This window comes from Streptomyces sp. TRM68367 (assembly GCF_014495685.1).
Classification (GTDB): domain Bacteria; phylum Actinomycetota; class Actinomycetes; order Streptomycetales; family Streptomycetaceae; genus Streptomyces.
The window spans coordinates 179,285-203,022 of record NZ_JACTVI010000003.1 but is presented as its reverse complement, the minus strand read 5'-3'; the positions used below and the strand labels follow the sequence as shown (position 1 = coordinate 203,022).

23 protein-coding genes and 1 pseudogene are annotated in these 23,738 nt (G+C 71.3%); 8 read left to right on the top strand and 16 right to left on the bottom strand.

The window, feature by feature from the left end; translation table 11 throughout:
• Positions 1–66: 66 nt before the first annotated feature.
• On the bottom strand, positions 67–717 hold the full coding sequence (locus H8R17_RS03755) for a hypothetical protein (protein ID WP_187821729.1): 651 nt from the start codon (positions 715–717) through the stop codon (positions 67–69).
• Positions 718–1,345: 628 nt separating this feature from the next.
• Between H8R17_RS03755 and H8R17_RS03750 the strand changes: the two genes are divergently transcribed.
• Positions 1,346–1,495: a hypothetical protein gene (locus H8R17_RS03750; RefSeq protein WP_262504984.1), complete on the top strand. Its 150-nt coding sequence runs from the start codon at positions 1,346–1,348 to the stop codon at positions 1,493–1,495.
• Between the two features lie 91 nt (positions 1,496–1,586).
• Here the strand turns inward: H8R17_RS03750 and H8R17_RS03745 are convergent, their stop codons facing one another.
• The gene (locus tag H8R17_RS03745; RefSeq protein WP_187821668.1) at positions 1,587–2,024 is read right to left on the bottom strand and encodes a MarR family winged helix-turn-helix transcriptional regulator; all 438 of its coding nucleotides are present in this window, start codon (positions 2,022–2,024) and stop codon (positions 1,587–1,589) included.
• 88 nt (positions 2,025–2,112) lie between these two features.
• On the opposite strand from H8R17_RS03745, the gene H8R17_RS03740 reads away from it, so the two are divergent.
• Positions 2,113–3,111 carry an NADP-dependent oxidoreductase gene (locus H8R17_RS03740; RefSeq protein WP_187821667.1) on the top strand — a complete coding sequence of 333 codons (999 nt, stop codon included), beginning with the start codon at positions 2,113–2,115 and terminating at the stop codon, positions 3,109–3,111.
• A 115-nt stretch (positions 3,112–3,226) separates the two neighbouring features.
• Here the strand turns inward: H8R17_RS03740 and H8R17_RS03735 are convergent, their stop codons facing one another.
• Positions 3,227–4,366, bottom strand: a complete 1,140-nt coding sequence (locus H8R17_RS03735) for a serine hydrolase domain-containing protein (RefSeq protein ID WP_187821666.1) — start codon at positions 4,364–4,366, stop codon at positions 3,227–3,229.
• Between the two features lie 309 nt (positions 4,367–4,675).
• Between H8R17_RS03735 and H8R17_RS03730 the strand changes: the two genes are divergently transcribed.
• Positions 4,676–5,497, top strand: coding sequence for an EI24 domain-containing protein (locus H8R17_RS03730; RefSeq protein ID WP_187821665.1), 822 nt, complete (start codon positions 4,676–4,678; stop codon positions 5,495–5,497).
• Here H8R17_RS03730 and H8R17_RS03725 read toward each other — a convergent pair.
• Positions 5,448–6,731, bottom strand: coding sequence for a pyroglutamyl peptidase (locus H8R17_RS03725; RefSeq protein ID WP_187821664.1), 1,284 nt, complete (start codon positions 6,729–6,731; stop codon positions 5,448–5,450). The genes H8R17_RS03730 and H8R17_RS03725 overlap by 50 nt on opposite strands.
• Before the next feature lie 233 nt (positions 6,732–6,964).
• Between H8R17_RS03725 and H8R17_RS03720 the strand changes: the two genes are divergently transcribed.
• On the top strand, positions 6,965–9,403 hold the full coding sequence (locus tag H8R17_RS03720) for a glycoside hydrolase family 3 protein (RefSeq protein WP_187821663.1): 2,439 nt from the start codon (positions 6,965–6,967) through the stop codon (positions 9,401–9,403).
• Positions 9,404–9,426: 23 nt separating this feature from the next.
• Here the strand turns inward: H8R17_RS03720 and H8R17_RS46290 are convergent.
• A pseudogene (locus tag H8R17_RS46290) lies at positions 9,427–9,558 on the bottom strand (galactose-1-epimerase); the annotation flags it as partial.
• Between the two features lie 13 nt (positions 9,559–9,571).
• Positions 9,572–10,462: an SGNH/GDSL hydrolase family protein gene (locus H8R17_RS03715; protein ID WP_187821662.1), complete on the bottom strand. Its 891-nt coding sequence runs from the start codon at positions 10,460–10,462 to the stop codon at positions 9,572–9,574.
• Between the two features lie 258 nt (positions 10,463–10,720).
• Here H8R17_RS03715 and H8R17_RS03710 point away from each other — a divergent pair, with 258 nt between their 5' ends.
• Positions 10,721–11,215 carry a DUF3145 domain-containing protein gene (locus H8R17_RS03710; protein WP_187821661.1) on the top strand — a complete coding sequence of 165 codons (495 nt, stop codon included), beginning with the start codon at positions 10,721–10,723 and terminating at the stop codon, positions 11,213–11,215.
• A 201-nt stretch (positions 11,216–11,416) separates the two neighbouring features.
• On the opposite strand, the gene fabF is transcribed toward H8R17_RS03710, so the two are convergent.
• The 5 genes from fabF to fasR form a co-directional block, all read right to left on the bottom strand.
• Positions 11,417–12,682 (bottom strand): beta-ketoacyl-ACP synthase II, encoded by a 1,266-nt coding sequence (gene fabF / locus H8R17_RS03705; protein ID WP_187821660.1) that lies wholly within the window; start codon positions 12,680–12,682, stop codon positions 11,417–11,419.
• A 149-nt stretch (positions 12,683–12,831) separates the two neighbouring features.
• On the bottom strand, positions 12,832–13,080 hold the full coding sequence (locus H8R17_RS03700; RefSeq protein WP_187821659.1) for an acyl carrier protein: 249 nt from the start codon (positions 13,078–13,080) through the stop codon (positions 12,832–12,834).
• A gap of 103 nt (positions 13,081–13,183) precedes the next feature.
• On the bottom strand, positions 13,184–14,185 hold the full coding sequence (locus H8R17_RS03695; RefSeq protein ID WP_187821658.1) for a ketoacyl-ACP synthase III: 1,002 nt from the start codon (positions 14,183–14,185) through the stop codon (positions 13,184–13,186).
• A 21-nt stretch (positions 14,186–14,206) separates the two neighbouring features.
• On the bottom strand, positions 14,207–15,163 hold the full coding sequence (locus H8R17_RS03690) for an ACP S-malonyltransferase (RefSeq protein WP_187821657.1): 957 nt from the start codon (positions 15,161–15,163) through the stop codon (positions 14,207–14,209).
• 99 nt (positions 15,164–15,262) lie between these two features.
• Positions 15,263–16,468: a fatty acid biosynthesis transcriptional regulator FasR gene (gene fasR, locus H8R17_RS03685; protein WP_187821656.1), complete on the bottom strand. Its 1,206-nt coding sequence runs from the start codon at positions 16,466–16,468 to the stop codon at positions 15,263–15,265.
• 258 nt (positions 16,469–16,726) lie between these two features.
• On the opposite strand from fasR, the gene H8R17_RS03680 reads away from it, so the two are divergent.
• On the top strand, positions 16,727–17,377 hold the full coding sequence (locus H8R17_RS03680) for a pirin family protein (protein WP_187821725.1): 651 nt from the start codon (positions 16,727–16,729) through the stop codon (positions 17,375–17,377).
• A 70-nt stretch (positions 17,378–17,447) separates the two neighbouring features.
• Here H8R17_RS03680 and H8R17_RS03675 read toward each other — a convergent pair whose 3' ends face one another.
• Positions 17,448–18,269, bottom strand: coding sequence for a serine hydrolase (locus H8R17_RS03675; protein WP_187821655.1), 822 nt, complete (start codon positions 18,267–18,269; stop codon positions 17,448–17,450).
• Between the two features lie 19 nt (positions 18,270–18,288).
• Positions 18,289–18,759 carry a GNAT family N-acetyltransferase gene (locus H8R17_RS03670; protein ID WP_187821654.1) on the bottom strand — a complete coding sequence of 157 codons (471 nt, stop codon included), beginning with the start codon at positions 18,757–18,759 and terminating at the stop codon, positions 18,289–18,291.
• A 98-nt stretch (positions 18,760–18,857) separates the two neighbouring features.
• Between H8R17_RS03670 and H8R17_RS03665 the strand changes: the two genes are divergently transcribed.
• Both H8R17_RS03665 and H8R17_RS03660 read left to right on the top strand, forming a co-directional pair.
• Positions 18,858–19,322 (top strand): MerR family transcriptional regulator, encoded by a 465-nt coding sequence (locus tag H8R17_RS03665; protein WP_187821653.1) that lies wholly within the window; start codon positions 18,858–18,860, stop codon positions 19,320–19,322.
• Complete coding sequence (locus H8R17_RS03660) at positions 19,319–20,335, top strand: aldo/keto reductase (protein ID WP_187821652.1); 1,017 nt, start codon at positions 19,319–19,321, stop codon at positions 20,333–20,335. The genes H8R17_RS03665 and H8R17_RS03660 overlap by 4 nt, the downstream gene beginning before the upstream one ends.
• Before the next feature lie 313 nt (positions 20,336–20,648).
• Here the strand turns inward: H8R17_RS03660 and H8R17_RS03655 are convergent, their stop codons facing one another.
• From H8R17_RS03655 to H8R17_RS03645, 3 genes are all read right to left on the bottom strand, one after another.
• The gene (locus tag H8R17_RS03655; protein ID WP_187821651.1) at positions 20,649–21,503 is read right to left on the bottom strand and encodes a DUF4429 domain-containing protein; all 855 of its coding nucleotides are present in this window, start codon (positions 21,501–21,503) and stop codon (positions 20,649–20,651) included.
• 66 nt (positions 21,504–21,569) lie between these two features.
• Complete coding sequence (locus H8R17_RS03650) at positions 21,570–22,787, bottom strand: alpha/beta hydrolase (RefSeq protein ID WP_187821650.1); 1,218 nt, start codon at positions 22,785–22,787, stop codon at positions 21,570–21,572.
• A gap of 110 nt (positions 22,788–22,897) precedes the next feature.
• Entirely contained in the window at positions 22,898–23,557 is a 660-nt protein-coding gene (locus tag H8R17_RS03645; protein WP_187821649.1) for a TetR family transcriptional regulator, read from the bottom strand.
• Between the last annotated feature and the right edge of the window lie 181 nt (positions 23,558–23,738).

The following is a 23,738-nucleotide window of genomic DNA, read 5'->3' as shown; positions in this document are numbered from 1 at the left end:
TGTGTTCGATATTTCGGCACACGTTCGAAATGCTGGCGTGACAGTAAGGACGGGGTGGCGGGAGTGTCAATGGGTCGAACGAGTAACGGTTTCGACACTTTCGAAAGCCGGGGCCGGGGTAGGTGCTGGGGCGACGGGCGGGGTCAGGGGCGTTTCCCACACAATATTCACAGGTGGCTCTAGGAACGTTACCCGGCCGGAACTTAACCTTCCCGCGTCATGGACTACTGCCACCAGTGCCAACGGCACCTCAACGGCGCCCTGGCATGCCCTGGGTGCGGCACTCCGGCCGAACGGCTCCACGGGCTTTCCGCGCACGTGGGGGAGGGTGGCGTGCTTTCGCAAAGAGACGCGGGGGTGGTGGACGCCGGGCGGTACGACGGTGGTGAGGCTGCCGGGTACGGCCCGTACGACGGCGAGTACGGCGATGGCGGCGCCCGTGACGATGATGGCGCCCGCGACGGTGACGGCGTGCACGGCGGCAGCGGCACGCACGGCGACGAAGACGTCCACGGCGACGAAGCCGCATTCGGCGATGAGGGCGCATTCGGCGATGAGGGCGCCCATGGTGATGAAGGCGCCCACGGCGGTGACGGCGAAGGCCGGCCGGGCCGGGCTGCCCGGCGTCGGGGTGGCCGGGGGCGTGGGCGCGGTCGAGAGGCCGACGGTGCGGCGGGCGCGGGGGCGAGCCGTCGCGATCGCAAAGCGGCGGCGCATCGACGGCGCCGGCGGCGGACCCTGCTGATCGCCGCCGGTTTCGTACTGGCGGCCGGGGGGCTGAGCCTTGCCGAACTCGGCATGGACGCGCCGAGGTCGAAGGATTCCCCGGCGGCTCCCGGGGACGGTTCGGCGGACGGGGGCGCGTCGTCGGGGAACGGGCAGACGCCGCGACCGGTGGACGACGAGTCGGGCACCGGCGCGGGCGGCGCGGACCGGACCACCCCGTCGCCGGGCGCCTCCAGGCCGCCGTCGCCCTCGAAGTCCCCCGGCGACAATAACCGGCAGGACGAGCCCAGCCCGGGCGAGAAGACTCCGGCGCCCCCGCAGCGCACGTCCCCCGACCGCCCGGCCCCCCGCCCCACACCGCCGAACCGCGGCTCCACACAGCCCCCGGCGACCAACCCCCCGAAACCGGACCCGGTCCCGGAACCGGCGCCCTCGGAGACGTGCCAGCGTTTCCTGTGGTGGTGCGGGTGAAAGCCTCTCCCTGACGAACGGCCCGCCGCAGGACCGGCGGGCCGTCACCGTGCTGTCGCCCGTGTCAGGGCGCGATGTTCCACTGCTGGCAGGCGTTGTCGAGCTGGGCCCACAGGTCCAGTGAAGCGCCGGCGCTGTGCTGGGGGGCGTGGTCGGGATCCTGGTGATCGGCAGGATGAACGTGGCCGACCCCTCAGTCGGGCCGGGCTGGGAACAGGTGGTGCAGGGGGCGGTCCTCGGCCTTGCGATCCTGCTCGACCGGGTGCGGGCCCGCTACTTCGGCAAGACACGCGGCTGAGGCCTTGTCCTGGGCTGTCGGAGGGCGCGGCGCGGGCCGCTGTTCCTCCGGCAGCGCGCCGGAGAGTGCTGGAGACCGGCGGATCCGGGCGCTACGCGTTCAGCATCCGGTGCAGCAGATCCCGCAACGCCAGCTGCTCCTGCGCCGACAGCCCCGCGAGCGGCTCGCGGGCGAAGTGCAGCCCCTCGCGGAGGCTGCTCGCGACGCGGCGGCCCTCCGGGGTGGCGGCGGCCAGCTTCACCCGGCGGTCGGCGGGATCGGGCCGCCGCTCCACCAGGCCCCGGGACTCCAACCGGTCCACGATCCCCGTGACGTTGGACGGCTCGCACTTCAGCCGCTGCGCCAGTTTCCGCATGGGCAACGGCTCCAGCGACAGCAGACTCAGCAGCCGCGCCTGCGCCCCGGTCAGCGCGTGATCCGCGGCCGCCTCCTCGTAGTCCGCGTGGAAGCGGGCCACGACCTCGCCGAAGAGCTCCACGACCTCGAGGGTCAGGGCGTCGGGCCGCTGGGTTCTGTGTGGAGTGGCCATGGCCTCAGCCTACCCCGTTTACTTGACAACCTGAAATATTCAGGTGCACTGTTGTTTCAGGTACTGAAGTAAATGGAAGGGTCCTGTCATGATCAACCGCGAATGGCACCTGCTCAGCCGCCCGGTCGGCTGGCCGAAACCCGAGGACTTCGCCTTCATGGAGACGGAGGTACCGGCGCCGGGTGACGGGCAGGTCCTCGTCCGTAACAAGTACCTCTCCGTCGACCCGTACATGCGCGGCCGGATGAGCGACGCCAAGTCCTACGTCGCCCCCTTCGAACTGGGCAAGGTCATGCAGGGCGGCGCCGTCGGCGAGGTCGTCGCCTCCCACGCCGAGGGCATCGCCGTCGGCGACCACGTCCTGCACTTCCTCGGCTGGCGCGAGTACGCCGCGGTGGACGCGAAGAGCGCCGTCAAGGTGGACCCGGAGGCGGCGCCGCTGAGCGCGTACCTCGGGGTGCTCGGCATGACGGGCCTGACCGCGTACGCGGGCCTGCTGCGGGTCGGCGCCCTAAAGGAGGGCGACGCGGTCTTCGTCTCCGGCGCGGCCGGGGCGGTGGGCAGCCAGGTCGGCCAGATCGCCCGGCTGAAGGGCGCCTCGCGGGTCATCGGCTCCGCCGGCTCCGACGAGAAGGTCAAGACCCTCGTCGATGAGTACGGCTTCGATGCCGCCTTCAACTACAAGAAGGGCCCGGTCCACGAGCAACTCAGGGAAGCTGCGCCCGACGGCATCGACGTCTACTTCGACAACGTCGGCGGCGAGCACCTGGAGGCCGCGATCAGCGCGCTCAACCTGCGCGGCCGGGCCGTGATCTGCGGCATGATCTCGCAGTACAACGCGACCGAGCCGACCCCCGGCCCGCGGAACATGGTCAAGATCCTGCAGAACCGGCTCCGCGTCGAGGGGGTCCTCGTCGGCGACCACTACGACCTTCAGCCGCAGTTCGTCCAGGAGGTCGGCCCCTGGGTCGCCTCGGGTGAGCTCAAGTACCGGGAGACCGTCGTCGAGGGCATCGAGAACAACCTGGAGGCGTTCCTCGGCGTGCTGCGCGGCGACAACACCGGGAAGATGATCGTCAAGCTCTGATCGGCGGGATCCTCGTGGAGATCTCGGCCCGACATCACCGTGACGCTCGTCCGACCCGGCTCGTTGCGTACGAAGAAGGCCGCACCCTTGGACGTGGGGTGCGGCCTTTGCCGCCTCAGTTCGCCAGTGCCGCCCTGTGCACCGCCCGCACCAGCCCCGCGTTCTCCGCCGCCGCACCGTCCGGGAAGGACAGCCGGCGACGGGTGTAGCCGTACGCCAGTCCGCTGCGCGGGTCGGCGAAGGCCTGCGAACCGCCCGCGCTGCTGTGCCCGAAGGCCCCGGCGCCCAGGAACGGGTACCAGACGTCCGCGGTCGCCTGGAAACCCAGCGCGTACGACCGGTGGGCGCGCACCACCAGGTCGTAGCCACTGGCATGGATCTGGCCGACCTCTGCCACCGTGTCCGGCTTGAGCAGCGGCGGCCGGTCGCCGATCTCGCTGATCGCCGCCGCGTACATCCCGGCGAGCCCGCGCGCCGAGGCCACCCCGCCCGCCGACGCGGGGCCCTTGGCGCGCACGGTACGGGAGTTGGCGTGGTCGATCAGCTCGCCCGGGTCCGGCACGTGCATGTTGAACGCGATCGAGGCGACCGAGTGCGGGCCGGTCGGCGTGGCGTCCAGCACGGCCTGCTGCTTCGGCGTCGGCACCATCGACTGCACGGGACGGAAGCGGGGCTCCAGGGCCTCGGGCAGGCCCAGGTGGAAGTCCAGCCCGTACGGGCCGCGCACCCGGTCCTCGTACACCTCCTGGAGCGTCCGGCCCGTCGCGCGGCGCACCACCTCGCCGACGAGCGCGCCCAGCACCAGCGCGTGGTAGCCGAACGCCGTGCCCGGGCGCCAGAACGGCCGCTGGTCGGCGAGCCGTTCGGCGATCGCCCTGTCGTCGGCCAGCTCCTCGGCCGTGAACCCGGTGTCCGTGCCGATCAGCCCCGCCCGGTGCGTGACCAGCTCGCGCAGCGTCAGCGCGCCCTTTCCCTCGGCGCCGAACTCCGGCCAGTAGTACGTCACTTTGCGGTCCAGTTCGAGGGTGCCGTCCTGCACCAGCAGCGCCACCACCAGATGCGCCGCGCCCTTGGTGGACGAGTACACGCCGTACAGGGAGTCGGCGCCGGCCCACAGGTCGACCACCTTGCGGCCGTGCACGTAAGCGCACAGCTGTCCCTCGTAGTCGGGCCGTTCCCCGGCCACGAACGCGGCGAACTCCTTGCGGACCGCCTCGAAGCCGTCGGCGACGGTGCCGTGGATCTGCTGCGTCATCCGCTCTCCTCCCCTGACCGAACCGCCGTGGCGGGCGCCATGTGCGCGCGTACCTCCTGAAGGCTTCCTGAGATCGGTACGGCGGGACCTGCCCGTTCGACTCAACCGCACCTAAGGTGCCTTGCCGGCCCCGGGGTCGGACGGGCCACCCGAGCGGCACGGAGCGGGCATCCCGAGGGCGGACGCCGACGTGCCTGGGGGAGGAGAACGTCCCCGGAATCGCCGTCAGCACCCTCGGGCCTGGAGCTGTGACACCGGTGTGACCGCAGCGCCGTAAGGACGTCACCGGCGCCCCTATAGGGTTCCCCCATGCGCGATCTTGGCACGGGTTTCCGCTATCTCCTGAAGGGCCAGCGATGGGTGGCCCGGCACGGCAAGCAGTATGGCTTCGGGCTCGTCCCGGGCCTGATCACGCTCGTCATGTACGCGGTGGCGCTCGTCGCGCTCGCCCTGTGGGGCGCGGACGCCGTGACCTGGGCGACGCCGTTCGCCGACGCCTGGTCGAGCCCCTGGCCGGGCCTGTTCCGCGGCTTCCTCACCGCCGTCCTGTTCGCCCTCGGCCTCCTCCTCGCCGTCCTCACCTTCACCGCGGTCACGCTCCTGATCGGCCAGCCGTTCTACGAGAGCCTCTCCGAGACGGTCGACCGCGACGTCTCCCCGGACGGCACCGCCCCCGAGTCGAACCTGCTGCTCTGGCAGGAGTTGTGGATCTCGGGTCGCGACAGCCTCCGGATCGTCCTCCGCGCCGCTCTCTGGGGCGTGCTGCTGTTCGCGCTCGGGTTCATCCCGGTCGCCGGGCAGACCGTCGTCCCGGTGGTCGGCTTCTTCGTCACCGGCTTCTTCCTCACCGAGGAACTGACCGCCGTCGCCCTCCAGCGCCGCGGCGTCGACCTGCGCGACCGTCTCACCCTGCTGCGCGCCCGCAAGTCCCTGGTCTGGGGCTTCGGCACGCCACTGGGCCTGGCCTTCCTGGTGCCGTTCGTCGCGGTCTTCCTGATGCCGGGCGCGGTCGCGGGCGCCACGCTCCTCGCCCGCGAACTGGCCGGCGAGGAGACCCGCGACGAGGAGGGCGACGACGCGGCTACAACTGCTCCGCAGCCACCGTCAGGATCGCCCGCACCTGGGCGATGATGTCCAGCCGGTTCCGCACGAACTGGGGGTCGGTGATATCGCCGCTGTTCCCGGCGCCGAACTCCAGCACGGGCGTGTGCACATGCCCGCCCGGCAGCCGGTCGTGCAGCCCGAGCCGGTCCCGCAGCAGCGTCGCCCGGTAGGCGATCTCGTTGGACAGGTAGTCCCCGCCGCCCCCTTTGCGCGCCGTCGAGCCGGGCGTCGGCCCGTCCGGCCGTACGACGGGCTCCGTGCCGCCCGCCGGGATCTCGGTCACCTCGGTGTTGTCGTACACGGGGAAGCGCCCGGTCGACGCGGCGGTGATCGCCTTGTACGGCAGGGTGGTCGTCGTCCACTGCGGCTGCGAGGCCGGGTCGGTGACCGGGATGGTCTCCGTGCGGCCGATGTTGTCGTTGTCCGCGAAGCCGCCCCGCCAGGCCCCGTTGGTCCGTTCCACGTCGAACTGGCCGCGCCGCCCCTGGCTCACGGTAGTGAACAGGTCCACCTTCGGCAGATACGGCCGCAGCGTCCGCTCCACCGTCCCTCCCCCAGAGCTGAACGCCTGGGAGGTGTCCCCAGTGAAGTCCTGCCAGCGCACCGGGAACACGGCGGTCTCGATCCGTGCCGGACCCTCCGGCGTCTGGATCACCGTGCCGTCGAGGGCGAGCGCGGCGGCCCCCGACGGGTTGGAGATGCGGATGTCGCGGTCCAGGGTGAACGGGTCGAAGCCGGTGACCAGGATCCGCTTCAGCCCCTTGCCGGGCGGATGGCGCAGGGTGGTCTGCCCACGCGAGGTCCGCTCCAACTCGTCCAGCAGCCCGGCGCGTTGGACCTCGCCCAATCCGAAGTCCGGCTGCCAGGTGCGCACTTCCCGCGTCATCCCGAGCCGCGCCCAGTACAGCGGCCGGTCGTCGTCCCGGCTCATGTCCCCGCCCGCCGGCCCGCGCCCCTGCGCACGGTCGACGGCCCGCCGCCACAGCGCGGATCCCTCGCGTGCGACGACCCTCCGGGCCTCGGCGTAGTCGCCGGCCTCGCCCAGCGCGCGGGCGAACTCGGATGCCACGGCGTCGAATCCGGAACGGCGGAGGATCTCCTGGGGCACGGATCGGTCGAGGCGCTGCTCCTCGACGGTGGGGGAGGGGGCCGTCTGCTCGGCGGCGGTCGTGGTCGCCGGGGCGGACAGTCCGGTCATGCCGGTCATGCCGGTCAGCAGGGCCAGGCCCAGGATGCCGTACCGAAGTCGTCTGGAAGTCACGGGAGTTCTGGCCTTCCGTCGCAGTGGTGGTGCGTGCCGGCGGCAGTATCGCGTGGCGGAAGTGGTCTGTGCCATGGCGTGCCGCCGTCCCGGAACGCGCCCGGCATGTCCACCGACTTCGGGTCCAGGAGCCCGCGGTTGTTCCTCAATTGGAGGGTGCGGTCCCGAGTGGTTCGCAGGTGTCCGAGGCAGGATTGAGAAGGCCCTGGACTTAAACGAGGAGGCACCCTGCGATGGCGGCAAACCCGGAACATCAGGCCGACCAGGCCCGCGAGGCGGCCGTCGAGGCGGCGCTCGGCAAGCTCGATCTGGATGCCAAGGCCCGGCTGCTGTCCGGCCAGGACATGTGGACCCTGCCCGCCCTGCCGGAGATCGGCCTGCCGTCCCTCGTCATGTCCGACGGCCCGATCGGTGTGCGCGGGGTGCGCTGGACCGCCGAGGACCCGTCCGTCGCCCTGCCCTCGCCGACCGCGCTGGCCGCCACCTGGGACCCCGGCCTCGCCCGCAGGGCCGGCGTGCTCCTCGCCCAGGAGTCCCGCCGCAAAGGCGTCCACGTCCTGCTCGCCCCCACGGTCAACCTGCACCGCTCCCCGCTCGGCGGCCGCCACTTCGAGGCCTACAGCGAGGACCCGTACCTCACCGGCCGGATCGGCGCCGCCTATGTGACCGGCGTGCAGTCCGGCGGCGTCGGCACCACGGTCAAGCACTTCGTCGCCAACGACGCCGAGACCGACCGCTTCACCGTCAACAACGTCGTGAGCGAACGCGCCCTGCGCGAGCTGTACCTGGCGCCCTTCGAGATCATCGTCGAGAACGCCCACCCGTGGGGCATCATGACCGCCTACAATACGGTCAACGGCACGACGATGACCGAGCACCACTACCTCGTCAACGAAGTCCTGCGCGGCGAGTGGGGCTTCGACGGCTTCAACGTCTCCGACTGGATGGCCGCCCGCTCCACCACCGGCGCCCTCAGGGGCGGCCTGGACGTGGCGATGCCCGGCCCGCGCACCGTGTACGGCGAGCCCCTGGCGCAGGCCGTGCGGGACGGCGAGGCGGAGGAGGCCGAGATCGACACCGCCGTACGCAACGTGCTGCGGCTCGCCGCCCGCGTCGGCATCCTCCCAGGCGCCGAACTGGTCGTCACCGAACTCCCGGACCCCGTCGACGGAGCGGCCCTCGCCCGCGAGATCGCCCGCCGTTCCTTCGTCCTGGTCCGCAACAGCGGCGGCGCGCTGCCCCTGAAGCCCGGCCGGGTCGCCCTGACCGGCGCCGCCGCCCGCGACGCCCGGGTCCTCGGCGGCGGCTCCGCCGCCGTCTTCCCCCACCACGCCGTCCCCCCGCTGGACGGCCTCGCCGCAGCCCTCCCCGAGGGAACCCTCAGCTACGCCGTCGGCGCCGACCCGAACACCGAACTCGCCGCCGCCGACCGGGGCTTCGCGCTGCGCGCGGTCTGCCGTGACGCCGAGGGCACCGTCATCGGCACCCGCTCCGCGCCGAACGGCCACATCCAGTGGATGGGCTCGGACCTCCCCGACGGCGTCACCCACGACACCCTGCACACCGTCGAGCTGACCGGCACGTTCACCCCGCGCGAGAGCGGCACCCACACCTTCGGCATCAAGGGCCTGGGCGCCTTCACCCTCACCGTCGACGGCACCACGTACTACGACGACGTCCAGCGCCCCGCCAAGGACGACCCCTTCGCCTCCTTCTTCGGCGCCCCCGAACCCCGCGCCCGCGTCGACCTCACGGCCGGCGAACCGGTCGAGGTCTGCCTCACCCACGTCGTCGACGTGCCCGAGGACGCGGGCATCAGGGTCGTCGGCTTCACCCTCGCCCACCAGCAGCCGCAGCGCGACCCCGACGAGCTGATCGCCGAGGCCGCCGAGGCCGCGCGCAGCGCCGACACGGCCGTGGTCGTGGTCGCCACCACCGAGCGCGTCGAGTCCGAGGGCTTCGACCGCAAGGACCTCCGTCTCCCCGGCCGCCAGGACGACCTGGTCCGCGCCGTCGCCGCCGCCAACCCGAACACCGTGGTGGTCGTCAACTCCGGCTCACCGGTGGAACTGCCCTGGCGCGAGGAGGTCGCCGCCGTCCTGCTCAGCTGGTTCCCCGGCCAGGAGGGCGGCGCGGCCCTCGCCGACGTGCTGACCGGCGCGCAGGAACCGAGCGGCCGGCTGCCCACCACCTGGGGCACCCTGGACGACGCCCCGGTCACGCGCGTCGCCCCGGAATCCGGTGAACTCCCTTACGAGGAGGACGTGTTCATCGGCTACCGGGCCTGGGAGAAGGAGGGCAGGACGCCCGCGTACCCGTTCGGCCACGGCCTCGGCTACACCGACTGGACGTACGAGTCGGTCGACGCGGCGGGGACCACCGCGACGGTCCGCCTCCGTAACACCGGTGAGCGGCCCGGGCGCGAGGTCGTGCAGCTCTACCTGGCGCCGAGCGCGCCGGACCCCGGCCGTCCGGCGCGCTGGCTGGCCGGTTTCGCGGGCGTCGAGGCCGCACCCGGCGAGAGCGTCGAGGTCACGGTCGAACTCCCGCGCCGGGCTTTCGAGGTCTGGGACGAGATGACCAACTCATGGTCATTTGTGAAGGGTTCGTACGAAATCCAGGCCGGTCGCTCGATCGCGGACCGCAAGGTCACCGCGCCGATTAACGTCTGACCCGGGGCATCCCCCGACCAGCCCCGGTCCGGCACCTGACTCCGGACCGGGGCTTGGACGATCCCGCCGTACGACAGGACCCGCACACCCGCCCGCTGGAGCGTCCAGCGGTGGACCGGTGTGCTGTCGGAAAGTATTCCGAAAAGTTCGTTCATGTGCGGAACTGAGTCACGGCCTCTTTGCCGTGACCGTGCGGTAGGCGATCTCCGCCAGCCGCGCCTGACCGTCCTTGCTGGGGTGGAACAGGTCCCAGCGGCTCAGCTGCTCGGTGCCGAAGCGGTAGCCGTACACCGCCCCGCCGTCGTACCGGCACCGCTTGTCCTTGGCGCAGACCTCCTTGAGCACCGCGTTGTAGTCCTCCACACGCTCCTGCACCATGTCCCGGCGCAGCGTCGCCGCCGCGTCCAGCGCGTCCGCGTCGCCCAGCATCGACGGGCAGATACCGAGCTTCCACACCTGCCTGCCCATCGGGTGGGTGCGGCCCTGCGACCACAGCCGCTTCAGGTTCGGCACGCTCGCCACGTACACCTGTGTCTTAGGCAGGGCCTTGCGCAGCGTGCTCATCGCGTCCTGGAAGTCCGTGCGGAACTCGGCGACCGACGTCATCGCCGAGGTGGTGTCCCGGCAGGCGTCGTTCGCCCCGATCATCACCGTCACCAGCTCCGGTCTGCGCTGCGCCGCCCGCGTCATCTGGCCGGGCAGGTCCGCCATGCGCGCCCCGGAGACGGCGAGGTTCCAGCTCCGCCCGGCCGCCTTCGCCGCGCCCAGCAGCCGCACGGCCAGGCTGTCGATCTCGGGGCTGGTGCCGGTCGCCCAGGACACCTCCGGGCAGTCCGCCAGGACCGAGCACGCGTCGAAGCCGCGCGTGATGGAGTCGCCCACCGCCGCGATCGAGGCCGGCGTGGTGTCCCAGACCGGCGTGGGCTTCGGCGACGGCCGTCCCCCGGTGCCGGACGGGCCGGGGGAGTTGCCACCGACGGCGTCACAGCCGGTGACGCCCAGGACGGCCGCCGTCACCAGGGTGAGCACGGTCCGTAAACGGTGGCCAGGCTTCCGCATCGGCTGCTGTTCCCCTCGGTCGGAGTATGGTGACGCTCCCCTCCATAACAACGTGCGGGGGTTCCCGAGCCCTCTCCATGGAACGGCTCACACCCGTACAAGCGTCCTGCCGGGTGAATGGCGGGCGTTTCGCGGCAGCAGGACCGACGGTACGTCACACTCCTTGCGCCGCCGCACGGTAGCCTCGCCATCAACGTGACCGCCCGGTCACGGCCGCTCAGCCCGTTCCGAGATGTCCCGCTCTGCCCGGAGGTTCCGGTGACGACACGTGGAGTTCTGTACGTGCACTCCGCGCCGCGCGCGCTGTGCCCGCACGTCGAGTGGGCCGTCGCCGGGGTGCTCGGCACGCGCGTCAGCCTGGACTGGATCCGGCAGCCCGCCGCGCCGGGCACCTGGCGCTCGGAGTTCTCCTGGCAGGGCGAGGCCGGTACCGCCTCGAAGCTCGCCTCCGCGCTCCGGGGCTGGCACCTGCTGCGCTTCGAGGTCACCGCCGAGCCGTCCGCGGCCGCCGAGGGCGAACGCTACAGCTGCACTCCCGACCTGGGCATCTTCCACGCCGTCACCGGCATCCACGGCGACATCCTCATCCCCGAGGACCGGCTGCGCGCCGCCCTGGTGCGCTCCCAGAGCGGCGAGTCCGACCTGGAGGCCGAACTCGCCAAGCTCCTGGGCCAGCCCTGGGACGACGAACTGGAACCCTTCCGCTACGCCGGGGAGGGCGCGCCGGTGCGGTGGCTGCACCAGGTGGTGTGAGCGGGGGCGTAATCCAGGGGTTCGACCGCGGGGGCGGGGCCGGGAACGCGGCGGTACGAGGGCCACGTGCGCGAGGCTTCGCCGTGCGCCCAGCACAGGCAGCGGCCCGTCTCCCGACGCGGAAGTCGCCGGTAGACGGGCCGCCGAAGGCCTCGCCTGCGCATGGGAGTCGGCGAGCGGACTCGCCGACGCGACAGCGGGTCAGACCGTACGGAACGCCAGGACCACGTTGTGGCCGCCGAAGCCGAACGAGTCGTTCAGCGCGGCGACACGGCCGTCGACGGGCAGCTTGCGGGCCTCACCGCGCACGATGTCGGCGTTCACCTCGGGATCGAGGTTGTCGACGTTGATCGTCGGCGGGGCGAGCCGGTTGTGCAGCGCCAGGACCGTGGCGACCGTCTCGATGCCGCCGGCGCCACCGAGGAGGTGACCACTCATCGACTTGGTGCTGGAGATCGCGATGTGGTCGACATGGTCGCCGAACGCCTTGCGCAGCGCCTTGATCTCGCCGACGTCGCCCTGCGGGGTGGAGGTCGCGTGCGCGTTGACGTGCACGATCTCGGCCGCGTCCAGGCCGGTGTTGTCGATCAGGTTCTGCAGGGCCGCCGCGATCCCGGTGCCGGACGGCTCGGGCTGCGTGATGTGGTGCGCGTCGGCCGAGATGCCCTGGCCGACGGCCTCCGCGTAGACGCGGGCCCCGCGCGCCTTCGCGTGCTCCTCGGACTCCAGGACGATCACGCCCGCGCCCTCGCCGAGGACGAAGCCGTTGCGGTCCACGTCGAAGGGGCGGGAGGCGCCCTGCGGGTCGTCGTTGTTCTTCGACATCGCCATCATGTTGCCGAACGCGGCGATCGGCAGCGGGTGGATGGCGGCCTCGGTGCCGCCCGCCACGACGATGTCGGCCCGGCCGGTGCGGATCATCTCGATCGCGTAGCCGATGGCCTCGGCGCCGGAGGCGCAGGCGGAGACCGGGGTGTGCACACCGGCCTGCGCGCCCAGCTCGATCCCGACGTTGGCCGCCGGGGAGTTGGGCATCAGCATCGGCACGGTGTGCGGCGAGACGCGGCGGGCGCCCTTCTCGCGCAGGTTGTCGTACTGGTCGAGCAGGGTCGTCACGCCGCCGATGCCGGAGGCGATGACCGCGCCGAGCCGGTGCGGGTTCACCGTGGTGTCCTCACCGGCCCTTGCGGTGAAACCGGCGTCCTTCCAGGCCTCCTGAGCCGCGATCAGCGCGAACTGCGCCGAGCGGTCCAGCTTGCGGGCCTGCGGACGCGGCAGGACCTCGGTGGGCTCCACGGCGATCTGCGCCGCGATGCGGACGGGCAGCTCGGCCGCCCAGTCCTGCTCCAGAAGACGGACACCGGAACGTCCGGCGACCAGACCCTCCCAGGTAGAGGCTGCGTCGCCACCCAGCGGTGTGGTTGCGCCGATACCGGTGACGACCACGGTGCGATTGGTCGGGCTCACGGGAACTCTTTCTCCAACGGGATACGAGGATTCAGCGGCGCCACCGCCGGGTGGCGGGGCAGACGGCCCGGGGGACGGATCGCTCGAGAGCTCCGGGGGCCGGAGCGCTGTGGATCAGGCCGGGCCGCTCAGCCCAGTTGATCGGTCGATCAGGCCTGGTGCTTGAGGATGTAGTTGGTCGCGTCGCCGACGGTCTTGAGGTTCTTGACGTCCTCGTCCGGGATCTTGACGTCGAAGCGCTCCTCGGCGGCGACGACGACCTCGACCATGGACAGCGAGTCGACGTCCAGGTCGTCGGTGAAGGACTTGTCCAGCTGGACGTCCTCAACCGGGATCCCGGCGATCTCATTCACGATCTCGGCGAGACCGGCGACGATCTCTTCCTGAGTGGCGGCCATGTCAGGCGCTCCTTCGTAGATATCCAGAGGGTGTGGCGCCCGCCGCGTCAGCGGCAGGTGTCTGCTGCGCCCGTGCCGGACCGGGTGATCCGGCACGGAGTGCCTAGGGGAGGGTAACGACCGTCGCGGCGTACACGAGACCCGCCCCGAAGCCGATGACGAGGGCGGTGTCGCCGCTCTTCGCCTCGCCGGTCGCCAGGAGCCGCTCCATCGCGAGCGGGATCGAGGCGGCCGAGGTGTTGCCGGTGGTGCGGATGTCACGGGCGACCGTGACGTGCTCCGGCAGTTTCAGGGTCTTCACCATCGAGTCGATGATCCGCACGTTGGCCTGGTGCGGGATGAAGACGTCCAGGTCGTCCGGGGTGATTCCGGCCGCGTCCAGCGCCTGCTGGGCGACCTTCGCCATCTCGAACACGGCCCAGCGGAACACCGCCTGGCCCTCCTGCGTGATCGCAGGGAACTTCTCGACCGCGCCCGCGCGGTAGTCCGTCCACGGCACGGTCTGCATGATGGTGTCGGACTTGTCGCCCTCCGAGCCCCACACGGTGGGGCCGATCGCGGGCTCCGGGGAGGGGCCGACCACGACCGCGCCCGCGCCGTCGCCGAACAGGAAGGCGGTGGCCCGGTCCTCCAGGTCGGTCAGGTCGCTCAGCCGCTCCACGCCGATCACGAGTACGTGCTCGGCGGAACCTTCCACCACCATGCCCTTGGCGAGGGTCAGGCCGTAGCCGAAGCCCGCGCAGCCGGCGGAGATGTCGAAGGCGGCGGCCTTGTCCGTGCCCAGCTTGTCGGCGATCTCGGTGGCGACGGCCGGCGTCTGCTTGAAGTGCGAGACGGTCGACACGATCACACCGCCGATCCGCTCCGCGGTGATGCCCGCGTCCGCGATCGCCTTGCCGGCCGCCTCCAGCGACATCGCGGCGACGGTCTCCTCGTCGGAGGCCCAGTGCCGGGTCTCGATGCCGGAGCGGGAGCGGATCCACTCGTCCGACGAGTCGATCGTCTCCAGGATCACCTCGTTCGGCACGACCCGGGTCGGGCGGTAGCCGCCCACGCCGAGGACGCGCGCGTACGGGGCGCCCCTGCTGGGCTTGATCTTCGCCATGCGGTTGGCTCCTTAAGGGCGTCAGGCGCCCGCTGCGTCAGCAGCATCATCAGATGCAGCGGCGATGAGCTCGCGGGCCGCGTCGAGGTCGGCGGGTGTCTTCAGGGCCAGTGTCTTGACGCCAGGCAGGGCACGCTTGGCCAGACCGGTCAGGGTGCCGCCCGGGCACACCTCGATCAGCGCGGTGACGCCCAGCTCCTTGAAGGTCTCCATGCACAGGTCCCAGCGGACCGGGTTGGCGACCTGGCCGACCAGGCGGGAGAGGACCTCGGCGCCGGTGGCGACGGTCTGCCCGTCCTTGTTCGACACGTAGGTGATCCGCGGGTCGGCGGGCGTCACGTCCCCGGCGGCCTTGGCCAGCGTGTCGACCGCGGGCGCCATGTGGTGGGTGTGGAAGGCGCCGGCGACCTTCAGGGGCACGACCTTGCGCACGCCCTCGGGCTTGTCCTCGTTCAGCGCGGCCAGCTGCTCCAGCGTGCCGGCCGCCACGATCTGGCCCGCTCCGTTGATGTTCGCCGGCGTCAGGCCCAGCTTCTCCAGGTGCGCGACGCTCACCTCGGGGTCGCCACCGAGCAGCGCCGACATGCCGGTCCCGGTGACGGCGGCGGCCTCGGCCATGGCGAGCCCGCGGGTGCGCACCAGGCGGAGCGCCTCCTCGTGGGGGAGCACTCCGGCGAGCGAGGCCGCGGTGAACTCGCCGACACTGTGCCCGGCGACAGCACCGACCTTCCGCGGGAAATCGGCCGGGTCCTGGAACAGCATGGCCGCGGACGCCATACCGGCCGCGACCAGCAGCGGCTGCGCCACCGCGGTGTCGCGGATCTCCTCCGCGTCCGCCTCGGTGCCGTAACGGATCAGGTCGAGGCCCACGGCGTCGGACCACGCCTCGAGGGCGCCGCGGACACCGGGGAATTCGAGCCATGGAGTCAGGAAGCCGGGCGCCTGGGCGCCCTGGCCGGGAGCTACGAGTACGAGCACTCTCACACTCTCTCTTGTGGACGGCCGGAGCCGCCCGTGGGGACAGGGACGAAGAACACGAAGGGGTTTTGTGGGCCCCCGACAAAAGACGGCCCAAGCCTAAGGTTGCAGATCCCCGTCGGCCAGACGCCCCAGGATCAGCGCGATCCGCAGCGTGAACGCCGACCGTACGTCGGAGGGCGACCAGCCGGTGACGTCAGTCACACGTCGGAGCCGGTAGCGCACGGTGTTGGGATGGACGAACAGCATCCGGGCGGCGCCCTCCAGGCTGCTCGCCTGTTCCAAGTAGACGCTGAGGGTCTCCAGGAGCGCGGCCCCCGCATCCTCCAGCGGTCTGTAGATCTCCTCCACCAGCTGCTCACGGGCCGAGGGGTCACCGGCGATCGCGCGCTCCGGCAGCAGATCGTCCGCCAGCACCGGCCGCGGGGCGTCCTGCCAGGCAGAACACGCCTTGAGCCCGGCCGCGGCGGCCTGCGCGGAGCGGGTCGCGGCCTGCAGGTCCGGCACCACCGGGCCCGCCACGACCGGCCCCGTCGCGAACGGTCCGATCAGCGACTTGGCCACGGTCAGCGGGTTGTCGCTGCCGCCCGCGATGACCACGAGCCGGTCCCCGAGTACGCCGGTGAGCACCTGGAGCTTGGCGTGCCGCGCGGCGCGCCGGATGGCCTCGACGGTCAGCTCGCTGTCACCGTCGGGCGCGGTCCCGAGCACCACGCACACATGTTCCGGCGAGTTCCATCCGAGGGCGGCGGCCCGGGACACGGCCCCCTCGTCTGCCTCCCCGCTCAGCACGGCGTTCACGACCAGCGACTCCAGCCGCGCGTCCCAGGCGCCGCGTGCCTCGGCGGCCTGGGCGTACACCTGGGCGGTCGCGAAGGCGATCTCCCGCGCGTACACGAGCAGCGCCTCGCGCAGCACGCCCTCGTCGCCCGGGGCCGCGACCTCGTCGATCGCGCTCTCCATGACCTCGATGGTGGTGCGCACCATCTCGACGGTCTGCCGCAGCGTGATGGCCCGGGTCAGCTCGCGCGGCGCGGTGCCGAACACGTCCGTGGAGATGGCCTGCGGGGCGTCGGGGTGCCGGAACCACTCCGTGAACGCCGCGATACCGGCCTGTGCGACCAGCCCGATCCAGGATCGGTTCTCCGGCGGCATGGCCCGGTACCAGGGCAGCGTCTCGTCCATCCGCGCGATGGCCTGCGCGGCGAGGGATCCGGACGACTTCTCCAGCCGCTTCAGCGTCGCGGAGTGCGGATGGGCGGCGTGCGCTGCGGCTCGGCTCTTGCTGGTTTCGGGTTCAGGCACGGGGACAAGACTGCCTTATCGGGACGGGGGTGTGCGTCGCCGGGGCTGTGCTTGATGGCTCGGTCGCCTGCGAGGCGCCTCAGCCGGTGTCGAGAGGGCGATCGTGCTCGACCCTTCGGGCCTCCGCGCGTTCGCCCTCTCGACACCGGCGCGCCCCTTCGGCTCCCTCGCGGCCGGTGTCCTTGGGACAGTGGACCTTGGTGGGCCCGTGCCGTCCGCCGGGGCCGGCTGCCGGACAGGGCTACCGTGGTGCTCGTGATGGACGTACGGCGCGCGGACGAGCGCTACCAGGGCGGCGACCGGGCGGCCGGGATCGAGTCGTGGCACGCCTTCTCCTTCGGCCCCCACTACGACCCCGACAACCTCCGCTTCGGTGCGGTGATCGCCTGCAACGAGGAGCGGCTCGCTCCCGGCGCCGGCTTCGACGAACACCCGCACAGCCACACCGAGATCGTGACCTGGGTGGTCGAGGGCGAGCTGACCCACCGCGACTCCACCGGCCACGAGACCCGGGTACGCCCCGGCGACGTGCAGCGCCTGAGCTCCGCCTCCGGGGTCCGCCACGTCGAGCGCAACGACACCGGCGCGCCCCTGACCTTCGTGCAGATGTGGCTGGCCCCCCTGGACCCCGGCGGCACCCCGTCCTACGAGATCGTCCACGGCATCGCCGACTCCACGCCGTACGCGGTCCCCGAAGCGGGCGCGATGCTCCACGTACGCCGCCTGACCCCCGGCGAACGCACAGCGATCCCTGACGCTCCCCACGTCTACCTCCACGTCGTCCGCGGCGCCCTCCACCTGAACACCACCTCCCTCGGGCCCGGCGACGCGGCCCGCCTCACAGCCACGAAGGACCTGGAGGCGGTGGGGGTGACGGAGACGGAACTCCTGATGTGGGAGATGACCTAACGACACATCAGCCCGTCCGGCGCTTGAGGACGAGGCCGAAGGGCGACAGCGGGGGTCGGACCAGCCGACGTCAGCCCCGCAACTGGGCCAGCACCGCATCCGTCAGTACCGGCCACACCTCAACCGCCCAGGCCCCGAACGCCCGATCCGTCAGCGCCACACATGCCGCCCCCGCGTCAGGGTCGATCCACAAGAACGTACCGGACTGCCCGAAGTGGCCGAATGTCCGAGGTGACGACGAACTCCCCGTCCAGTGCGGCGACTTGGAGTCCCGGATCTCGAACCCGAGCCCCCAGTCGTTCGGATTCTGGTGCCCGTACCCCGGCAGCACCCCCTTCGTCCCGGGATACTGCACACTCGTCGCCTCGCCGACCGTACGCGGATCCAGCAACCGCGGCGCCTGAACCTCCGCCGCGAACCGCAGCAGATCCTCAACCGTCGACACCCCGTCCTTCGCCGCCGACCCCTCCAGCGACGTCGCCCCCATCCCCAACGGCTCCAGCACCGCCTGCCGCAGATACTCCCCGAACGGCATCTCCGCGGCCTTCGCCACATGGTCCGCCAACTGCTCGAACCCGGCGTTGGAGTACAGCCGCCGCTCCCCGGGCGCCGCCATCACCCGGTGCTCGTCGAACGCCAGCCCCGAGGTGTGCGCGAGCAGATGCCGTACCGTCGCCCCCTCCGGTCCGGCCGGCTCGTCGAGCTCGATCGCCCCCTCCTCGTACGCGACGAGCACCGCATACGCCGCGAGCGGCTTGGTGACCGACGCCAGCGCAAAGCGCTGCCCGATCGCCCCCTGCGTACCCGCAACGGTCCCGTCGGCCCGTACGACACCCGCCGCGGCAGCGGAAACCGGCCAGTTCTCGATCAACGCGAGGCTCTTCAAGGACATGCCGTCGAGCCTAAGCGGCTCACAGCACCAGCCGCATCGAGGGGTCCGGCTTGCGTACGAAGCCCAGCGACGCGTACAGCGGCTCCGCCGCGGCGGACGCGTGCAGGTCGATCTTGCCGGCGCCCCGGTCACGGAACCACCGGAGCAGCTCCTCCATGCACGCGCGCGCGTACCCGCGCCGCCGGACCTCCGGATCCGTCGCGACGCTGAACACGTACCCGTCCCGCCCCCGCGGATGGCCGGCCCGCCCGATCCGGTACTCCAGCGTCCCCGCCACCAGCGCTGCCAGCGCCCCCGGCCGTTCCGGATGGTCCACGACGAACGCCGCGAAGTCCCCGTCCGGATCCGCCAGCTCCGCCGTCAGCGTGGGCAGGGACTCCGCGTGCCAGTCGGCGGCGCCGGCGGCCCCCGCCATCGCATCGATCATCACCTGACGCAGACGCAGCACTTCCCCGGCGTCCTCGGGTACGGCACGACGTACGAGACTCATGCCCCCGTACGCTAGCCATCCGGATCACGCCGCGTCCCGCCAATTTCTTACCGCTTTCGTTTGCTTGGAGTGCACTCCAAGGTCCTAGCGTTGTGACCATGACGGTGACGGAGACAACGGCCACCAGGACAGACAGTTGTGCCGTACCGCTGCAGGGCGACCGGCGACCGGACGGCCAGGACAGCTACACGATCAGCGAGGTCGCCGCCCTCACCGGCCTGACGGCGCACACCCTGCGCTGGTACGAGCGCATCGGGCTGATGCCGCACATCGACCGGTCCCACACCGGCCAGCGCCGCTACAGCAACCGCGACCTCGACTGGCTCGCCCTCGTCGGCAAGCTCCGCCTGACCGGCATGCCGGTCGCGGACATGGTCCGGTACGCGGAACTCGTGCGCGAGGGCGACCACACCTACGGTGAGCGCTTCGAACTGCTGAAAGCGACCCGGGAGGACGTGCTGACGAGGATCGCCGAACTCCAGGACACGCTCGCCGTGCTCGACCGAAAGATCAGCTTCTACGCGGACGCCGGGCGCGCCCTGGCGTCGGAGAGGTCCCGATGACGAACGGCAGGATCACCACCGCACGACTGGGCGAGGCCGGCCCCGAGGTGGGCGTACAGGGCCTCGGCTGCATGGGCATGAGCTTCGCCTACGGCCCGGCGGATGAGAAGGAGTCGCGCGCCACCCTGGAGCGGGCACTGGAACTGGGCGTCACGCTGTACGACACGGCGGACGTCTACGGGTTCGGCGAGAACGAGAAGTTCCTGTCGCCGTTCCTCAGGGCGCATCGCGACGAGGTCCTCATCGCGACCAAGTTCGCCCTCTCCCTGGATCACGTCGACCCGACGAAGCGGACCATCTGCAACGACCCGCCGTACATACGCCAGGCCGTCGAGGCGAGCCTTCAGCGCCTGGACGTCGACGTGATCGACCTCTACTACATGCACCGGCGCGATGTGAACGTGCCGATCGAGGAGACCGTCGGCACCATGGCGGACCTGGTCCGCGAGGGCAAGGTCAAGCACCTCGGCCTGAGCGAGGTCACGGCCGACGAACTCCGGTCCGCGCACGCCGTGCACCCCATCGCCGCCGTGCAGTCGGAGTGGTCGCTGTTCAGCCGGGACATCGAGGCGAAGGTCGTACCGGCCGCACGCGAACTGGGCGTCGCCCTGGTGCCGTACTCCCCGCTCGGCCGCGGCTTCCTCACCGGCTCCTTCGTGAACGCCGACAAGGACCTGACCCCCGACGACTTCCGCCGCCAGCAGCCCCGCTTCACCGGCGACAACGCCACCGCGAACGCCGCGTTGCTGGAACCGATCAGGTCCGTCGCCGAGTCCCACGGCGCCTCTCTCGGCCAGGTAGCCCTGGCGTGGGTCCACCAGCGGGCAACCCTCCAGAACCTCCCGGTCATCCCGATCCCGGGCACGCGCAAGCCGACCCGTGTGGAGGAAAACGCAGCGGCGGCCCGGATCGTCCTGACGGACGAGGAACTGTCGTTGCTGGATCCCATAGCGACACAGGTCGCAGGAGACAGGTACGCAGACATGCGGTTCGCATCTGCGGGGCGGGAGTAGAAGCGCCCCGCAGGGGCGCGGGGCCGTATCGACATGCGGCTCCGCCGCGTGTGCGCGACCAGCCCACCACAACCCGCACCCGCCAACGGCGATAATCAGGCAGACGCAACCGCTAAGGGGTCCTTGCACTATGCCCGCCCGGGTCGCGCGGCCTGGCACCGCACCTCGCCGCGTTGCCGAAAAGCCCTAGTAGCTCCTCCCCCACTCTCGGCTCCGCTCGAGCGGGTGCACCCCCATCGAGGGCTCTCCGGCGCCTTGCGATGCACGGCACCAGACCACGCGACCTAATCGGGCGCTCATAGTGCAAGGACCCCTAAAGCTCTGCCAGCAACTCCGCCTTCTTCGCAGAGAACTCCTCATCGGTCACCAACCCGGCCCGATGCAACTCCCCAAGATGACGAATCCGCTCGGCAATGTCGGCGGGATCCTGCCGCACCCCCGCCGACACGGCCGCAGCCGGCGCAGCCGACCGCACGGCCTCCAACACCGCCGCAGCGAACGGCAGCGACTCGTGCACCGCCCCGTACCCCAGCCCGAACACCACCGACGCCGGATCATGGTCGGCCTGCGCTGCCTGTGCCACCGGCGTCGGCTCATCACGCTGTACCAGCCGCAGACACCCCTCGAACACGTCGGGGGACCGCCACTCCACCCCACTGAGGTCGGCGACCGCGAACGTCTGGTCGCCCGCCTTCCACTTCGTCGACGAGGCACCGGTCCAGAACCACCGGAACGCCACGGACGACCCGTCGAACGACGCCTTTCCGTCGTACGCCTTGAACGACAACGGTGCCTCCGGCGCCGCCACCAGAAACCGCTCCGCCGGCCCGGCCTCCGTCAGCCGCGCCCGCAACTCGTCGGCGTAATACTCAGCGAGAGTGTCCCGCTCGGCCGGCATCACCAGCCGGTACGGATCGCTGCTCTCCTTCAGTTGCCCGGCCGCCGCCTCCATCAGCGGATCCGCACCCGCCCGCGGCTCGACCCGCAGCACCACCGTGCCGCGTCGGCCGGGCGCCAGTGTCACCCCGGCGATCGCCTCCAGGGGGACACGGCGTTCCCCCAGCGCCTGGAACAGCTTAGGTGTTCGAATCCCCCGTTCGTAGCGGATGAGCACGGAGTCGGACCCGAACTCCCAGGCGGCATGAAATCCGGCCAGTACGTCACCCATGCGGCTCATCGTATGCGGCACGCGCTTCTTCGTCCCCTCCCCGCGCAAACCGCAGTTTCTCCGCTTCTACGCGCGTTCGGCCGCCGCCGCGCCGGACAAACCGGCGCGACAGGCGTCGTCTTCGCGTTCGCAGTGCACCGAGCGGTATGCGCCGACTCCGATTTCGGCGAAGTTCAGCAGACTCGCCGTACCTGGTTCGAAATATCCGGCGTGCCCCTTCGCGCCCGCGGCCGACAGCACCCGCGCCCCGAACCCGGAGGACACCGGGTCGGCGCCGTGGCCCAGCCCGCCGACCTCCAGGTACGGCACGTCCTGGATCCAGTCGTCGCGGTCCCGCATCGCCCACACCCGGGCGGAGGTGCGCAGCTGGGAGACCTTCTCCGCACGCATGCCGGGGCTGCCGGCCACCGCTATGTCGGTCACCCGGCCCGGCAGCGTGTGCGCGGCGATGCCGCACACCACCGAGCCGTAGCTGTGGCAGAACAGCGCGACCGGCGCGTCGCCGGGCAGCGCCCGCACCAGCGCGTTCAGCCGCACGGCACCGCTCTCGGCGCGCATCGCCGTGGCCGCGTCCATGCCCACCCCGCTGGGTGCCGTGTAGTCGGCCCAGGCGATCACGGCCGTACGCGTCGTGGGGCGCACGGTGCGCTCGGCCGCGTACAGGGCCTCGGCCATGCCGACCGGCGCCGTGTACTTGCGGTCGGTGCGCTGGAAGGTGAGCAGGTCGGTGTCGACGCCAGGGACGACGACGGACACGCGCTCGGCTGTGCGCAGGTTTCCGATCACCTCGGCGATCCGGCCCGCCCCCTCCGGGTTGAAGGCGAGGATGTGCCGGCCGGGGGCCATCAGCGCCTCGAGGCGGTGCATGCGGCGGCCCGCCTCGCGCTGTCCGTCGGGCGAGAGGCGGCTGTCGTGCATGCGTTTCAGCTCGATCTGGCGGGCCTGTTCGAGCGCGATGCGGTTGGCGCGGTAGCGCAGGCCGGCCGGGGCGCCGTTCATGTTGCCGACCGCGAGCGGATAGCTGCGGGCGAGATTCGCGCGCTGCCGCTCGGTGAGGGAGGCGAAGAACAGGGCCAGCCGCGAGGGGCCTACGGCGGGGTCCGGCAGCCGGTGCCCGTCGATCCGGCCGTGCTCCCAGGCGGAGAGCGAGGCCTGCAGCGGCGTCGGCCCCCGGTGGGTGCGCAGCGCGGTCCAGCCGGTGGTCGCCAGCATCACGAACACAACGGCCAGCGCGAGCAGTGCACGCCAGACGTTCAGTTGCGGGGAGGTGTCGAAGGAAGTCACTGGGAGGACACACTAGGAGAACGAGAGGGTCTCGCGTTAGCCAAGTGACTGGTATCACGTTTCGGTCTCGCTGCCGAGGAGATGGACTGTGGCGGGCGCGCCGGGGCGGGTCAGTCCGTGCGCCAGCCCCCGGCCAGTGCGGGGCCCACCTGGTCGAGGTACATGGTCATGAGGTCGCGCAGCGCCGTGAGGCTGTCGTCGTCCCCGGTGGACCACAGCCGCTCCGTGACCCGGACCACTCCGCCGAAGACGGCCACCAGGACCCGCGGCCGGGGATCGGCGTCCACATCGAGGCCCTCGCGGTCGGCGATGATCCGTGCCAGCTGCTCCTCCAGCTCCGCCGCGCGGCGCAGATGCGCGGCGAGCAGCGCGGGTGTCGACTCGATCACCCGGTACAGGCGCATGTGCAGATCGAGCGGCACGATCTGCTCGATGACCTCGTTGATGGTGTCCCAGCCCTCCAGGATCCCGCGGCGCAGCGCCTCCAGCGGGATCTCGCCGGGCGGGCGGGTCCGTACGGTCTCGACGAAGTGCGATTCGGCGAGCCGGGGCACGAAGAGCGCGGTCTCCTCCTTGCTCGCGAAGTAGCGGAAGAAGGTGCGCTGCGAGACGCCGACGGCCTCGGCGATGTCGTCCGCGGTCGTCTGCTCGTACCCGCGCGTGGTGAACAGTTCGAGCGCGGCGTGCAGCAGCGCGTCCCGGGTGGCCTGCTTCTTGCGTTCCCGCAGACCCGGCCGCGGGGCCGTGCCCACGGTCCCGACCATTTCCATGGACCCTCCTCCAACCGTTCTCCCAGTTCAGGCTATAGGGAAAGTGTTGTGTCAGTTACCGACTTGTGAATTGGTTTGTCAATTGTCAGCGACTGTCTTTAGTCTCGAACGCATGACTAGTCAGACCACCATCGACACGACGGGGGCGGGGGGCAAGGCGCCGGCAGCTCCGTCGGACGCG